Source organism: Nocardioides pini, from assembly GCF_026712185.1.
GTDB lineage: Bacteria > Actinomycetota > Actinomycetes > Propionibacteriales > Nocardioidaceae > Nocardioides > Nocardioides pini.
In genome coordinates this window covers 510,121-524,224 of sequence record NZ_JAPPUX010000004.1, presented here as the reverse complement: position 1 = coordinate 524,224, position 14,104 = coordinate 510,121, and the positions used below count along the sequence as shown (strand labels likewise).

General features: G+C 73.0%; 12 protein-coding genes. 7 read left to right on the top strand and 5 right to left on the bottom strand.

All coding sequences use genetic code 11. From position 1 onward, the window contains the following. Positions 1 to 165 precede the first annotated feature (165 nt). A complete protein-coding gene (locus NYO98_RS15840) occupies positions 166 to 2,664 on the top strand; it encodes an immune inhibitor A domain-containing protein (protein ID WP_268112699.1) in 2,499 nt (832 codons plus the stop codon). Positions 2,665 to 2,685: 21 nt separating this feature from the next. Here the strand turns inward: NYO98_RS15840 and yczR are convergent, their stop codons facing one another. Further along, positions 2,686 to 4,137 (bottom strand): MocR-like transcription factor YczR, encoded by a 1,452-nt coding sequence (yczR, locus tag NYO98_RS15835; RefSeq protein ID WP_268112698.1) that lies wholly within the window; start codon positions 4,135 to 4,137, stop codon positions 2,686 to 2,688. 62 nt (positions 4,138 to 4,199) lie between these two features. Here yczR and yczE point away from each other — a divergent pair, with 62 nt between their 5' ends. Beyond that, positions 4,200 to 4,889: a membrane protein YczE gene (gene yczE, locus NYO98_RS15830; protein ID WP_268112697.1), complete on the top strand. Its 690-nt coding sequence runs from the start codon at positions 4,200 to 4,202 to the stop codon at positions 4,887 to 4,889. Here yczE and NYO98_RS15825 read toward each other — a convergent pair. Together NYO98_RS15825 and NYO98_RS15820 are read right to left on the bottom strand one after the other, a co-directional pair. After that, complete coding sequence (locus NYO98_RS15825) at positions 4,855 to 6,345, bottom strand: gamma-glutamyltransferase (protein ID WP_268112696.1); 1,491 nt, start codon at positions 6,343 to 6,345, stop codon at positions 4,855 to 4,857. The two genes, yczE and NYO98_RS15825, sit on opposite strands and share 35 nt — an antisense overlap. Before the next feature lie 34 nt (positions 6,346 to 6,379). Beyond that, positions 6,380 to 6,946, bottom strand: a complete 567-nt coding sequence (locus tag NYO98_RS15820; RefSeq protein WP_268112695.1) for an O-methyltransferase — start codon at positions 6,944 to 6,946, stop codon at positions 6,380 to 6,382. A gap of 420 nt (positions 6,947 to 7,366) precedes the next feature. Between NYO98_RS15820 and NYO98_RS15815 the strand changes: the two genes are divergently transcribed. From NYO98_RS15815 to NYO98_RS15795, 5 genes are read left to right on the top strand one after another with little or no spacing between them, the layout of a single operon-like run. Beyond that, a complete protein-coding gene (locus tag NYO98_RS15815) occupies positions 7,367 to 7,507 on the top strand; it encodes a hypothetical protein (protein ID WP_191196616.1) in 141 nt (46 codons plus the stop codon). A 10-nt stretch (positions 7,508 to 7,517) separates the two neighbouring features. Further along, the gene (locus tag NYO98_RS15810) at positions 7,518 to 8,606 is read left to right on the top strand and encodes a 3-isopropylmalate dehydrogenase (RefSeq protein WP_268112694.1); all 1,089 of its coding nucleotides are present in this window, start codon (positions 7,518 to 7,520) and stop codon (positions 8,604 to 8,606) included. Between the two features lie 35 nt (positions 8,607 to 8,641). Next, positions 8,642 to 9,715 (top strand): branched-chain amino acid aminotransferase, encoded by a 1,074-nt coding sequence (locus NYO98_RS15805; RefSeq protein WP_268112693.1) that lies wholly within the window; start codon positions 8,642 to 8,644, stop codon positions 9,713 to 9,715. Beyond that, the gene (nhaA, locus tag NYO98_RS15800) at positions 9,712 to 11,598 is read left to right on the top strand and encodes a Na+/H+ antiporter NhaA (protein ID WP_268112692.1); all 1,887 of its coding nucleotides are present in this window, start codon (positions 9,712 to 9,714) and stop codon (positions 11,596 to 11,598) included. Before NYO98_RS15805 ends, nhaA begins: the two co-directional genes overlap by 4 nt. A gap of 56 nt (positions 11,599 to 11,654) precedes the next feature. After that, on the top strand, positions 11,655 to 12,335 hold the full coding sequence (locus tag NYO98_RS15795; protein WP_268112691.1) for a DUF2306 domain-containing protein: 681 nt from the start codon (positions 11,655 to 11,657) through the stop codon (positions 12,333 to 12,335). Here the strand turns inward: NYO98_RS15795 and NYO98_RS15790 are convergent. Next, positions 12,311 to 12,955: a response regulator gene (locus NYO98_RS15790; RefSeq protein WP_268112690.1), complete on the bottom strand. Its 645-nt coding sequence runs from the start codon at positions 12,953 to 12,955 to the stop codon at positions 12,311 to 12,313. The two genes, NYO98_RS15795 and NYO98_RS15790, sit on opposite strands and share 25 nt — an antisense overlap. Next, the gene (locus NYO98_RS15785; protein WP_268112689.1) at positions 12,952 to 14,094 is read right to left on the bottom strand and encodes a sensor histidine kinase; all 1,143 of its coding nucleotides are present in this window, start codon (positions 14,092 to 14,094) and stop codon (positions 12,952 to 12,954) included. Before NYO98_RS15785 ends, NYO98_RS15790 begins: the two co-directional genes overlap by 4 nt. Between the last annotated feature and the right edge of the window lie 10 nt (positions 14,095 to 14,104).

The window sequence follows — 14,104 nt, the reverse complement described above, 5'->3', positions numbered from 1 at the left end:
AACGAGACCGTCTTTTTGCCGTGGAGGATCTTCCCTGTGAGCCACCTCACGACGGACGATCCGCGTCGGATCGCCGCATCGGGCGGCGGTCGTTGAGTTCAGGGAAGTCTCGGGCGACGAACTCTGTCCCGGGGCCTCCCTGCCTCCCAGGAGGGATCCCCCCAGTTGACACACCTCGCACGCCGCACCACCCGGGCGGCAGCACTCGCGACGACAGCCGGCCTCGTGGCCGCCGGGCTGCTCATGGGCGCACCCACGAACGCCGAACCCGGCACCGCCGCTGACCCGGCCTCGGAGGCCGCCCTCGAGGCGCCTGCCGACGAGCGGGCGCAGGAGGGCCACGAGCCCCGGCACCCGCTGAAGATCAAGGAGAAGCGCGACGAGCAGCGCAAGGCTGCCCTCGAGCGCGTGATGCGCGGCAAGAGCCCCTTCCCCAAGGGCACGCCCAAGGGCCAGCAGATCCCGCTCGAGCGGGAGGGCACGGACAAGATCTTCGTCGTGCTCGCCGAGTTCGGGAACCAGCGCTACCCGGGCGCCGGCAGCACCGCGTGCGGTGCCGGCTGCTTCACCGACACCCCGCCGTTCAAGCTCCCGTCGCCGCAGCCGACGACCTACGACGGCCCGCTGCACAACCAGATCCCCGAGCCCGACCGGACGAAGGACAACTCCACCATCTGGCAGGAGGACTTCAACCGCGAGCACTACGAGGACATGTACTTCAACCGCATGAAGGAGTACTACGAGACCCAGTCCTCGGGTCGCTACAGCATCGAGGGCGACGTGACCGAGTGGGTCAAGGTGCCCTACAACCAGGCGCTCTACGGTCGTGGCTACTGCGGCACGCCGCTCGGAGCCGCGGTCACCTCGTGCGCGTCGACCAAGGCGCTCGTGCGTGACGCGATGGCCGTGTGGGTCGACAACCAGCTCAAGAGCGGTCAGACGATGGACCAGGTCCGGGCCTACCTGAAGACCTTCGACCAGCAGGACCGCTACGACGTCGACGGTGACGGCAACTACGACGAGCCCGACGGCTTCATCGACCACTTCCAGATCGTCCACGCCGGCGGCGACGAGGCTGCCAGCGACCCGATCTACGGCAGCGACGCGATCTGGAGCCACCGCTGGTACTCCAACCTGCAGGCGGGTGGCCCCGGTGGCCAGACCGGCGTCAACATCGGCTCCAACGGCGGCGCGTTCGGCCTCGGCAACACTGCGGCCAACCCGGTGCCCAACAACCCGACCGGCGTCTGGGTGGGCGACTACACCATCCAGCCGGAGAACGGTGGCCTCGGCGTGTTCGCGCACGAGTACGCCCACGACCTCGGCCTGCCCGACCTCTACGACACCTCGGGCAACACCGGCGGTGGCGAGAACAGCACCGCTTTCTGGACGCTGATGTCGTCCGGCTCCAACATCGGCGACGGTGGCGACACCACCGGTGACGCGCCCGTCGACATGGGCGTGTGGGAGCTGCTGCAGCTCGGCTGGCTCGACGAGCAGGGCGGCAACGGTCCGTTCTACGACCTGGTCCAGCCCGGCGAGCGCAAGGAGGTGCGACTCGGCAAGAACGTGCCGGCGTCGACCGGGGGTGCGCAGGCACTCGTCTCCGTGCTGCCCGACCTCACGCGTGATCGCGCCCTCGGCAAGCCGTTCGCCGGTCAGCAGATGTTCTGGTCCGGTGAGGGCGACAACCTCCGGACGACCATGACGAAGACCGGCGTCACCGGGTCGAGCTTCACCGCGAAGGTCGACTACGTCATCGAGACCGACTGGGACTACGCCTACCTCGAGGCCTCCACGGACGGCGGCACCACCTGGAAGACCGTGCCGACCAACCGGTCGACGAACACCAACCCGAACACCCAGAACGAGGGCAACGGCATCACCGGCACCTCGGGTGGCTGGGTCGACCTGACCGCCACGCTGCCGGCCGGCACCAACGCCGTGCGGCTGCGCTACTGGACCGACGTCGCCGCCGTGGAGCGCGGGCTGTTCGTCGACGACATCGCGATCGACGGCAAGCCCATCGGCACCGCCGAGACCGACGAGGGCTGGGTCCTCGACGGGTTCAAGCGGACGACCGGCACCGAGGTGGAGAAGTTCTTCAACGCCTACATCGCCGAGAACCGCCAGTACGACGGCTACGACACCTCGCTGAAGACGGCGTACAACTTCGGCTGGCTCCAGACGCAGCCGGACCGCGTCCAGCTCTTCCCGTACCAGAACGGCGTGCTCATCAACTACTGGAACACGATGTACGGGGACAACAACGTGAGCACCCACCCGGGTGCGGGGGAGATCCTGCCGATCGACGCCCACCCCGAGCTCACGCACTGGAGCGACGGCACGCTGCTGCGTCCTCGCTTCCTGTCCTACGACTCCACCTTCGGCCCGGAGGCGACCGACGCCATCTCGCTCCAGGAGGAGTACCTCGTCAACGGCACGGTGCAGACCCGCACCGGCACCGTCGCGTCGAAGCCGGCCGTCCCGCTCTTCGACGACATGAAGACGTGGTGGTACGGCAGCGACGAGCACGGCGGCGCCACCCACCCGGGTCGCTACAAGCCGGGCTGGTACAGCGTCAACCCGCCCAAGACCGGCACCACGATGCGGGTCGAGGGATTCCAGGGCAACGGCACCGTCAAGGTGCGCGTCAACTGGTGACGCTCGTCTGACAGGCCGCCGCTAGGCGACCATCACCCGGCCGGCAGCGCGACGCGCTGCCGGCCGGGCTGCGTCGGTGGACACGTGCTCCCACGCGGCTGCGAGGCGTCGTACGGCCTCGGTGAGGTCGTCGGGGGAGGCGGTCCACGGGATGCGCACGAAGCGGTCGAGGCCGCCCTCCACCGCGAAGACCGGACCCGGGGCGACCACGACGCCCCGGCGCTCCGCCTCGGCGGTCGTCGCGGTGCCGAGGGCATCGGGCAGCTCGCACCACAGCGCGAGCCCGCCGTCGGGCACGCGGAAGCGCCACGACGGGAGGTGCTCGCGGACGGCGGCGACGAGGGCGTCGCGTCCGGTGAGCAGCCGCTCGCGGTGGAGCGGGAGCACCTCGTCGGCGCGGTCGAGCAGGTCGGCCAGCACGAGCTGCTCGAAGACCGGCGCGCCCAGGTCGAGGCCGATGCGGGCTTGCAGCAGCCGGTCCATGTCGGCGAGCGGGGCGCGCACCCAGCCCAGGCGCAATCCGCCCCAGAACGACTTGCTGGCACTGCCGATGGTGATCGCGTCGTGCGCGTGGGCCGCGAGCGGGCTCGGCATGTCGTCGGCCAGGCCCGGCGCGAGGGCGAGCGCCTGGTGGGCCTCGTCGGCGACGACGGTCGTGCGGGTGCGGGCCAGGGCCCGGGCGAGCTCCTCGCGCTGGGTGTCGCTCATCAGCTGGCCGGTGGGGTTCTGGAAGTCCGGGATCAGGTAGGCGAGGCGCGGCGAGGTCTGGCGCAGCGTGGCGGCCAGCGCGTCGAGGTCCCAGCCGTCGGGGTCGACGGTCGCCGCCACCAGGCGCGCCCCCGCGTGCCGGACCGCCTGGGTCGCGTTGGGGTACGTCGGCGACTCGACGACGACCCGCTCGCCTGGCGCGGTGAACGCCTGCGCCACCACCGACGCTGCCGCCAGCGCGCCGGCGGTGACCATCACCTGCTCGGGAAGCGTCGGGAGCCCGCGGGCCTCGTAGGACGCCGCGATCCGGGCCTGCAGCGCGGGCACCCCGAGCGGGAAGTAGCCGGGCCCGCTGAGGTACGCCGGCAGCTGTTCGGTGGCGCGCTGGTAGGACTCGACGAGGCCGGGGGGCGCCGAGTGCGCCGCACAGTTGAGGTCGATGACGTCCTCCCCGCCGGTGCCCGGCATCAGCGAGCGGTCGTGCGCGCGGCGCTGCCCGCCCGGCACGGTGGTGTAGGTGCCCGACCCGCGCCGCGCCTCGGCGTACCCCGACTCGCGCAGGACCTCGTAGGCGCGGGTGACGGTGGTGCGCGAGACGTCGAGCGACGTGGTGAGGTCGCGCTCGCTGGGCAGCCGCACGTCGATGCCGATGCGGCCGTCACCGATCAGCACGCGCAGGCTCTCGGCGAGGCCGAGGTAGGCGGGGGAGCGGGGGAAGTCCCCGACGAGGGTGGCCACGCGCTGGGCGCTGACGATGCGGCTCATGCAGGCCACTGTTCCACGATTGGCTATGTCGGACAAGGCCACTTGGGGTCAGGATGGGGTCCATGCCGAGCACCGCCCCTGCCCCCGCCAGAACCGTCCCCGCGCCTCGCGGCGTCCTCGTCGACCTGGGCCCGGTCGCCCAGCTGCGCGCCGGACGGCTCGCGCGCCGCCTGCCCCAGCTCTACGTCGGGCTCTTCCTGTACGGCGTCTCGCTGGCGCTGATGGTGCGCGGTGCGCTGGGCCTCGCGCCGTGGGACGTGCTGCACTCCGGCTTCATCCGCCACGTGCCGATGACGCTGGGCCAGGCGGTCGTGCTCTTCAGCTTCGTCGTGCTCGTGCTGTGGATCCCGCTGCGGGAGATGCCCGGGCTCGGCACGATCAGCAACGCGGTCGTCGTGGGCCTCTCGGCCGACGCGACCCTCGCGGTCCTCGACCGCCCGGACGCGATGGCGGCGCGGCTCGGCCTGATGGTGGGCGGCGTCCTGCTCTGCGGCCTGGCCAGCGCGCTCTACATCGGCGCGCAGCTCGGCCGCGGGCCGCGCGACGGCCTGATGACCGGCCTGTCGCGGCGCACCGGTCTCTCGCTGCGGCTGGTGCGCACCGGTCTCGAGGTGTCCGTCGTCGTGATCGGCCTGCTGCTCGGCGGCGTCCTCGGTGTGGGCACCGTGGTCTACGCGCTGGCGATCGGCCCGCTCACGCAGCTGATGCTGCCGTGGTTCACCGTGGACGTGATGGCTCCGAGCGAGGGCTGAGCCCGACCACCCGGGCCTCGCCCTCGCGGCGCGGGTCGGCCACGGCCTCGAGGGTCCCGTCGGCGCGGGCCAGCGCCGCACCGACGCCACCGAAGTACATCGTCGGCTCGCCCTCGCGGCGCACGTCCTCGTCCGGCAGCCCCGCGCGGTGGACGTGCACCCGGGGGTGGGCGACGGCGGCCGCGAGGTCGAGCCCGCCGTTGACGAACCCGGCGACGGCGCAGACGACCGCCGTCGTGATGCGGTCTGCGCCCGGGGAGCCGATCGCCAGGGTCGACCCGTCGTCGTGGCGCCCGACCACCGGCGCCATGTTCGACAGCAGGCGCGCCCCCGGGGCCACGTCGCGCGCCGGCGGGTTGAGCTCCTGCTCACCGAGGCAGTTGTTGAGCCAGATCCCGGTGCCGGCGGCGACCATGCCGGCGCCGTAGCCCGACGACACCGTGAGCGAGCACGCAGCGCCGTCGGCGTCGGTGACCGAGACGTGCGCCGTCGAGCCCGACTCGAGCACCGCACGGTGGTCGCGGTCGACCCGGTCCAGCCACGCGCGGGACGCGGCGGGGAGGTCGGCGGCGACCTCGAGCACCTCGCGCCGGTGGCCCAGGACCGCCCGCTGCACCCGGACGAGGTGCTCGACGTCGTCGGCGTCCCACGGCCCCCGCGGCCGGTCCTCGAGCAGCCGCAGCATGGACGCGAGGACCACCCCGCCGACGGACGGGGGCGTCGTGGTCGCGAGGGTCCACCCGGCGACGCGCGTGGTCAGCGGGTCGCGGACGACCGGCGCGTACGCCGCGAGGTCGGCGCGCCCCAGCAGGCCGCCGCGGCCGACGACGTCGTCGGCGATGGCCTCGGCGAGGTCGCCCTCGTGGAGGGCGCGCGGACCGTCGGCGGCGATCTGCTCCAGCGTGGCCGCGAGGTCGGCCACGACGACGAGGTCCTCGGTGAGCCGACCCGTCGCGTCGTGCAGGGCGGCGTGGCTCGCCGGGTCCCACCCGAAGATCGACTCGTGGACGTGGCGCAGGTAGTAGCGCGAGGCCGAGCCGAGGGCGAAGCCGCTCCGCGCGACGTCGATCGCCGGGCCGACGAGCTCGGCCCACGGCAGCCGGCCGTCGCGCGCGTGCGCCTCGCCGAAGGCGGCCAGGGAGCCGTGCGTCGCCACCGACCCCGCGCCGATCGTGATCTCGACCCCGCCGCCGTACTCCGTCGCGACGTCCCACGTCTCGGCCGCCGGCGCACCTGCGGCGCGACCGATGCCGGGCCGGTCCATCCACCCGTCGACGGTGTACGCCGACCCGCTGGCCGGCTGGACGGTGACGAAGCCGCCGGAGCTCAGCGAGACGAGCCCGACCTCGGTGACCATCGCCACCAGGGCGGCCGCGATCGCGGCGTCCACGGCAGAGCCTCCGTCGCGGGCGACCGACGTGGCCGCGTCGGCGGCCTGGTGGCTCGGCGCCGCCACGGCAAGGGGTCTCACTGGGGGCCGCCGCCGGTGGTCAGCGCCGGGTGGCGATCACGGCGGACGCGTCGGCGGCCACCATCACCTCGACGGCCGTGAAGCGGTCGTCGGTGAGCCACTGCTCCCGCAGGGTGTCGACCCGCCCGTAGGTGATCGGCGGCCACGACTCGCACGGCGCGAAGTCGTCGAGCACCACGATGCCACCGGGCTCGACGAGGTCGATGACGGCGTCGACCCCCACCTCGGACGGGCTGCCGGAGTCGAGGAACAGCAGGGAGAAGGGGCCGTGCTCGCGCAGCACGCTCCAGTCGGCGGCGAGCACCTCGACCTCGGCGTCGTCGTCGAAGATCTTGGACGCGGCCCCGGCCAGCGACTCGTCGAGCTCGGCGGTGAGGATCCGGGCCCCGTTGCGAACGCCGCTGCGCAGCCAGGCGGTGCCGACCCCGCAGCCGGTGCCGAACTCCGCCATGGTGCCGCCCCGTGTCGCGGCGAGGGTCGCGAGCAGGCGACCGGTCTCGTTGCGGCAGAACGCCACGTAGCCGGCCTGCCGGCACACGTCGAACGCGCGCTGGACGATGTCGGGGAGTTCCGGAGGAGCAGACATGAGGAGCCGAGTGTGTCACCACTGGCGAGCGATCCCAGTGGACGGGCGGACATCTCACGATCTGACACGTTCGGGGAAACCGCGTGCGGCGGCCCGTCCGGCAGTCGTACAGTCGCTGCACCATGCGGAGCGTCTTCGTACTCATCGATCGCCGCGGCGAGGCCTGACAGAGAGGCCACCTCGTCGCGGTGTTCGGCGTCGACGAGGTTCCGCCACCCGGCCTTTCGCCCCTCCGCCGAGCGCCAGCTCGGCAGAGCTCGAAGCCGCCGCCTTCGCGGCGGGTCCGCCGCAGTCCTGCGCGACCCGCACGCTCGTCGGCCGGCAGCCGGGCCCGGGCGATCCCCGCCGTCCTGCTGCCCCCACCCGCCGCGGTGTCGGCGGCTTCGCGCTCACCCACACCGTCACGTAGGAGTGAGACCGATGTACCAGATGTACCCCGACACCTGGGGCCCCGCGGCCCACGACCCGGAGAACCCCCGCAGCGCGGAGAACACGGCGGTCGCCGTCCAGACCGCGCTTGACCTGCGAGACGGCGGCGGCCAGCGTCCGGACGACAACTAACGTTCGCCGCATGCCTGAGACCGACCAGACCGCAGCAGCCCGCGACACCGGGAGCCCCACCCTCGCCGTCATCCCCGGCGACGGCATCGGCCCCGAGGTGACCGCCGAGGCCCTCAAGGTCCTCGAGGTCGCCTCGCCGGTGAAGTTCGAGTCGACGCGCTACGACCTCGGCGCCGAGCGCTACCTCGCGACCGGCGAGGTGCTGCCCGACTCGGTGCTCGCGGAGATCCGCGGGCACGACGCGATCCTGCTCGGTGCCGTCGGCGGCAGGCCCAACGACCCGAACCTGCCGCCCGGCATCCTCGAGCGCGGCCTGCTCCTCAAGCTGCGCTTCGAGCTCGACCACTACGTCAACCTGCGTCCGTCGCGACTCCTCCCGGGCTCCGTCTCACCCCTCGCCGGGCACGTCCTGGACAAGGGCGAGATCGACTTCGTGGTCGTGCGCGAGGGCACCGAGGGCCCCTACACGGGCAACGGCGGTGCGCTGCGGGTCGGCACGCCGGCCGAGGTCGCGACCGAGGTCTCGGTCAACACGGCGTACGGCGTCGAGCGGGTGGTGCGCGACGCGTTCGCCCGCGCGCAGAAGCGACCGCGCAAGAAGCTGACGCTGGTCCACAAGACCAACGTGCTGACGAACGCCGGGTCCCTCTGGTGGCGGCTCTTCGAGTCGGTCGGGGCCGAGCACCCCGACGTGACGACCGACTACATCCACATCGACGCGGCCATGATCTTCCTGGCCACCGACCCCGCCCGCTTCGACGTGATCGTCACCGACAACCTCTTCGGCGACATCATCACCGACCTCGCCGCCGCCATCACCGGCGGCATCGGGCTGGCCGCCTCCGGCAACGTCAACCCCGACCGGACGGCCCCCTCCATGTTCGAGCCCGTCCACGGCTCCGCCCCCGACATCGCCGGGCAGCAGAAGGCCGACCCGACCGCCGCGATCCTCTCCGCCGCGCTCCTGCTCGACCACCTCGGCCACGCCGAGGCGGCCGCCGCGATCGAGGCGGCCGTGCTGGCCGACCTCACCGAGCGCGACCCGGGCACGAGCCGTCGTACGAGCGAGGTCGGGGACGCCATCGCAGCCCGCCTCTGAGGTGGGCCCGAGCCAGACTTGAGTAGGTTGACCCCATGCAGATCAGCACCACCGCCAACCCCCGTCCGGTCGACGACACCCGGCTCGCGGAGATCCTCGCGAACCCCGGGTTCGGGCAGCACTTCACCGACCACATGCTCACGGTCGAGTGGACGCCCCAGGAGGGCTGGCACGCCGCGCGCATCGAGCCCTACGGCCCGCTGACGCTGGACCCGGCGACCGCGGTGCTGCACTACGCGCAGGAGACCTTCGAGGGGATGAAGGCCTACCGGCACGCCGACGGGTCGATCTGGACGTTTAGGCCCGAGCAGAACGCCGCCCGGATGGTCCGCTCGTCGCAGCGGCTCGCCTTCCCCGAGCTGCCGGTCGACGACTTCGTCGCGTGCGTCGACGCGCTCGTCGAGGCCGACCAGCGCTGGGTGCCCGGCAGCGAGGGCGAGAAGTCGCTCTACCTGCGGCCGTTCATGTTCGCCTCCGAGGTCTTCCTCGGCGTCCGCCCGGCCCAGCACGTCACCTTCATGGTGATCGCCTCGCCCGCCGGCGCCTACTTCAAGGGCGGCGTGAAGCCGGTCAACCTCTGGCTCTCGGAGTCCTTCACCCGCGCCGGCCGGGGTGGCATGGGCGCGGCCAAGACCGGCGGCAACTACGCCGCGTCCCTCGCCGCCCAGCGCGAGGCGATCGAGCAGGGCTGCGACCAGGTCGTGTTCCTCGACGACCAGGAGTTCCGCTACATCGAGGAGCTCGGTGGGATGAACCTCTTCTTCGTCCACGCCGACGGCCGGGTGGTCACCCCGGAGACCGGCACGATCCTCGAGGGCATCACCCGCGCCTCGATCATCGAGCTCGCCGGCAAGCTCGGCCACGCCGTCGAGGAGCGCAAGTTCTCCATCGACGAGTGGCGCGACGGCGTCGCCTCCGGCGAGATCACCGAGGTCTTCGCCTGCGGCACCGCGGCGGTCGTCACCCCGGTCGGCGAGCTCCGCTCTCCCGAGGGCGTCACTCCCGCGCCGTCCAGCACCGAGCTCACCATGCAGATCCGCGAGGCGTTGGTCGGCATGCAGTTCGGGCGCGCCGAGGACACCTTCGGCTGGATGCACCGGGTCGTGTGAGCACGTCCGAGCCCCACCCGGACCCCGACCAGTCCTCCTGCTCGGGGTCCGTGGCGTTCGAGGCCCAGAGCTCGCGCTCGCTGCGCGACTTCATCCGGACCGAGTCCGGCTCCGCGGGCATGCTGGTGGTGGCCGCGCTGATCGCCCTGGTCTGGGCGAACTCGCCGTGGTCGCAGTCCTACGTCGACCTGTGGCACACCGAGCTGTCGATCACGCTCGGTGACGGCGGCCTGACGATGGACCTGCACCACTGGATCAACGACGGCCTGATGGTCGTGTTCTTCTTCGTCATCGGCCTCGAGGTCCGCAAGGAGTTCGCCATCGGCGAGCTCGTCGACCGCAGCCGCGTGGTCGTGCCGCTGGTCGCGGGCGTGATGGGCATGCTCGTGCCGGCGGCCATCTTCCTGGCCCTCAACCCCTCCGGGGAGGCCGCAGCCGGGTGGGGTGCGGTGATCGGCACCGACACCGCCTTCCTGCTCGGGGTGATGGCGCTCGTGGGGCCGGCGGTCTCCACCCAGCTGCGGATCTTCCTGCTCACGCTGACCGTGATCGACGACATCGTCGCCGTGAGCGTGATCGGCGTCGTCTACTCCGACGAGCTCGCCCTCGGCGCGCTGGCCGTCGCCGCCGCGTGCCTCCTCGTTCTGGTCGGCCTCGACCGCGCTGGGGTCTGGCAGGCGGCGCCCTACGTGCTCGTCGTGCTGGTGCTGTGGTTCGCCACCCTGGAGTCCGGCGTGCACGCCTCGATCGCCGGCATGCTGAGCGGCCTGCTGGTGCCCGCCCTCGACCCGCGGCGGTCCGACGTCGAGGACGCGGCGCGGAGCTTCCGCGCCTTCCGGCAGTCGCCGATGCCGGGCGTGCAGCGCGCCGCCCGGCGGTCGCTGACCCGGGCCATCTCCGTCAACGAGCGCCTGCAGGAGGCGCTGCACACCCCGACCAGCCACGTCGTCGTACCCCTCTTCGCGCTGGCCAACGCCGGTGTCGACCTGCGCGACGGCGTCCTCGGCGACGCCCTCGGGTCGCGGCTCATGTGGGGCATCGTGCTCGGCCTCGTCGTCGGCAAGGCCCTCGGCATCTTCGCGGGCGCGTGGACGAGCGTGCGGCTGGGCTGGGGGCGGCTGCCGCAGGGCGTGGGCCTGGGCCACACGCTGGCGGGTGGCGCGCTGTCCGGCATCGGCTTCACGGTGTCGCTGCTCATCATCAGCCTCGCCTTCGAGTCGTCGCGCCTGCAGGACGAGGCCCGGGTGGGCGTCCTGCTGGCCGCCGCCCTGGCGAGCCTCGCCGGGTGGCTGGCGTTCCGCTTCGCCGCGCGCTTCCTCGGCCAGCGCGACGCGGCGCTCCCGACGCACCTCAGCCGGCCGGTCGACCCGGCGCGTGACCACATCACCGGTCCGGTCGACGCACCGCTGACGCTGGTGGAGTACCTCGACTTCGAGTGCCCCTTCTGCGCCCGGGTCAGCGGGGTCGGCAAGGAGCTGCGGGCGCACTTCGGCGACCGGTTGCGCTACGTGACCCGGCACCTGCCGTTGCCGGTCCACCCGCACGCCGAGCTCGCCGCGCTGGGCGCCGAGGCGGCGGCGCGGCAGGGGCGCTACTGGGACATGCACGACGTGCTCTTCGCCCACCAGGACGAGCTCGAGCTCGAGGACCTCCTCGGCTACGCCGCCGGGCTGGACCTCGACGTGGAGCAGTTCCTGCGCGACCTCGACGACGACGACCTCGCCCGGCACGTCGCCCACGACGTCGCCTCGGCGGAGGAGAGCGGCGTGCGGGGCACCCCCACCTTCTTCATCGGCGAGACCCGCCACATCGGGCCCCACGACGCGCGGACCCTCATCGAGGCGCTCGAGTCGTCGCAGGGCGTGCCTCGGCCGATCGGCTGACCCGGTCCGGCCCGCGGGCCGATGCGTCGTACGCCCGGCGCGACGAGGCTCCTCGCATGACCACGACTGCCTCCCGAGCGGGCCGCACCGACGCTCCGCCACGCTCCCGCCGCGAGTGGTGGATCCCCGCGAGCCTGCTCGCGCTGACCTTCGTGCCGTCGGTCGCGGGCGCCGCCCGGCTGGTCGACCTCTCGTCGGGCCGGACGGCCGAGAACGCCCGCTTCTTCGACCTCCCCGTCCCGGTCGTGGTGCACATCGTCGGGGCGACGACCTACTGCGTGCTGGGGGCCTTCCAGCTCATGCCGTCGTTCCGTGCCCGCCGTCCGCGCTGGCACCGGTGGAGCGGTCGCGTCCTCGTCCCGGCCGGCCTCGCGGCGGCGGTGAGCGGGCTGGTGATGGCGGTGTCCGACCGCCTGCCGGCACACGACAACACGGCCCTGATGTGGCTGCGGCTCTTCTTCGGCACGCTCATGGCGGTGGGGCTCGTGCTCGGCCTCGCCGCGATCCGCGCTCGCGACGTGCGCACGCACCAGCGGTGGATGGCGAGGTCGTACGCCATCGCGCTGGGCGCCGGCACGCAGGCGCTCGTGCTCGGCCCGATGGTGCTCGTCGTCGACCAGCCGGGCGGTGACCTCAAGGCCGCCGGGATGGGCTTCGCGTGGGTCCTCAACCTCGCCGTGGCCGAGTGGCTGGTCCGGCGGTCGCAGGCGCGTCAGTCGAGCCGGCGGGTCTGGTAGGCCCAGAGCGCGAGCTCGACGCGGTTGCGGACGCCGAGCTTGGCCATGAGGGAGCCGAGGTGCGTCTTCACCGTGCTGAGCGAGATGTAGAGCTCGGCGGCGACCTCGTGGTTGGTCAGCCCGCGGGCCACCGCGACCAGCACCTGCTCCTCGCGCTCGGTCAGGGGCGAGACGGGCTGCGGGGGAGTGTCGCGGTGGGCGAAGCTGCGGAGCAGCCGAGTGGTCACGGTCGGGGCGATCAGCGAACCGCCGTCAGCCGCGGCGCGCACGGCGTGGGTGAGCAGCTGGGGCCCGCAGTCCTTGAGCAGGAAGCCGCGCGCACCGGCGAGGAGCGCCCCGTAGACGTAGTCGTCGAGGTCGAACGTCGTCACCACCACCACGGCCATCGGGTCCGCGACGTCCGGCCCCGCGAGCGCGCGGGTCGCCTCGATGCCGTTGAGCCGGGGCATGCGGATGTCGAGGAGGCACACGTCGGGGCGCAGGGCACGGGCCTGCTCGACCGCGTCCTGGCCGTCGACGGCCGTGGCGACCACCTCGATGCCCTCCTGGGCGTTCAGGATCATCGCCAGTCCGGTGCGGACGATCTCCTGGTCGTCGGCGACCAGCACGCGCAGCGTCATCGGGCCTCCTCCAGTGGCAGTGTGGCAGTGACCCGCCAGCCGACGAGCGGCGCCAGCGAGCCGGCCTCCAGGTGACCGCCGAGGAGCGTCGCCCGCTCGGTCATCCCGACGATGCCGAAGCCGTCGCCGCTGCCGGCCGAGCCCCGCCCGTCGTCCGTCACGACGAGCCGGACGCGGTCGTCCTCGCGGGTGACCCGGACCTGCACGAAGGTGGCGTCACGGGCGTGACGGCGCGCGTTGGCCACCGCCTCCTGCGCGATGCGCTGCAGGGCGGCCGCGATCGTGGGGGGCAGGTCGTCGAGGTCGTCGTCGAGCGCGACGGTCACCATCGGCCCGGGTCCGCCGCTGGCCAGGCCGAGCAGGTCGGCCAGCGGACGCCCGGGCGCCTCGTCGTCGGTCCGGAGGACGCGCAGCACCTTGCGCGTCTCCGCGAGGGTGCGCGTCGCCTCCTCGTCGATGCGGCGCAGCGCATCGGTCGCGGCCGCCGGCTCGTGCTCCGCGACCGCGAGCCCCGCCTGGGCGCTGATCGCGATGGCCGTGAGGTGGTGGGCGACCGTGTCGTGCAGGTCCCGCGCGAGCCGTTCCCGCTCGTCACGGCGTACGTCGTCGAGCTGGCGCGCGCGCAGCATCGACCGGGCGCGGACCGCGGCGCCGAGCGCGACCGCCGCCACGACGACCGAGGTGCCGCCGATCCGGTCCGCGGCGGGCAGGTCCTGCGACAGCAGGGAGCTGCCCGCGACGAAGAAGAAGAGGAAGAGGCCCGTGACGGCGTCCTTGCCCCCGGCCCACCGGGTGAGCGAGTAGGGGATGAGGAGCGCGACGACGGCAGTCCCGAGGTCGCCGGGAACCTCACCGGTCGTCCACTCGACCACGCGCAGAGCCGCCGCCACGACGACGAACGCCCCCGCCGGCACCAGCGGCGCTGTGCGTCGGACCAGCAGTGACGGCAGCCAGGCCAGGAACGACGTGAGCGCGAGCCAGCGACCCTCCAGGTCGGGGTTGACCAGCGTGACCTCGATGACGGCCACCACCGCGGCGACCACGACGAACGCGTAGTCGAGGCGTCCCGCTGGACGGGCGTCCAGCGGCGCGGGGAGGCGCCAGACGGACAGCGCGGCGGATCGGACCTGGGCGAGCACGGGTGCACGC

Bases quoted from the DNA above. Each gene is read 5' to 3' on its own strand.
- yczR (WP_268112698.1), bottom strand. From the start codon at position 4,137: ATGAGCCGCATCGTCAGCGCCCAGCGCGTGGCCACCCTCGTCGGGGAC.
- NYO98_RS15805 (WP_268112693.1), top strand. From the start codon at position 8,642: ATGCAGATCAGCACCACCGCCAACCCCCGTCCGGTCGACGACACCCGG.
- yczE (WP_268112697.1), top strand. From the start codon at position 4,200: ATGCCGAGCACCGCCCCTGCCCCCGCCAGAACCGTCCCCGCGCCTCGC.
- NYO98_RS15795 (WP_268112691.1), top strand. From the start codon at position 11,655: ATGACCACGACTGCCTCCCGAGCGGGCCGCACCGACGCTCCGCCACGC.
- NYO98_RS15815 (WP_191196616.1), top strand. From the start codon at position 7,367: ATGTACCAGATGTACCCCGACACCTGGGGCCCCGCGGCCCACGACCCG.
- NYO98_RS15820 (WP_268112695.1), bottom strand. From the start codon at position 6,946: ATGTCTGCTCCTCCGGAACTCCCCGACATCGTCCAGCGCGCGTTCGAC.
- NYO98_RS15810 (WP_268112694.1), top strand. From the start codon at position 7,518: ATGCCTGAGACCGACCAGACCGCAGCAGCCCGCGACACCGGGAGCCCC.
- NYO98_RS15790 (WP_268112690.1), bottom strand. From the start codon at position 12,955: ATGACGCTGCGCGTGCTGGTCGCCGACGACCAGGAGATCGTCCGCACC.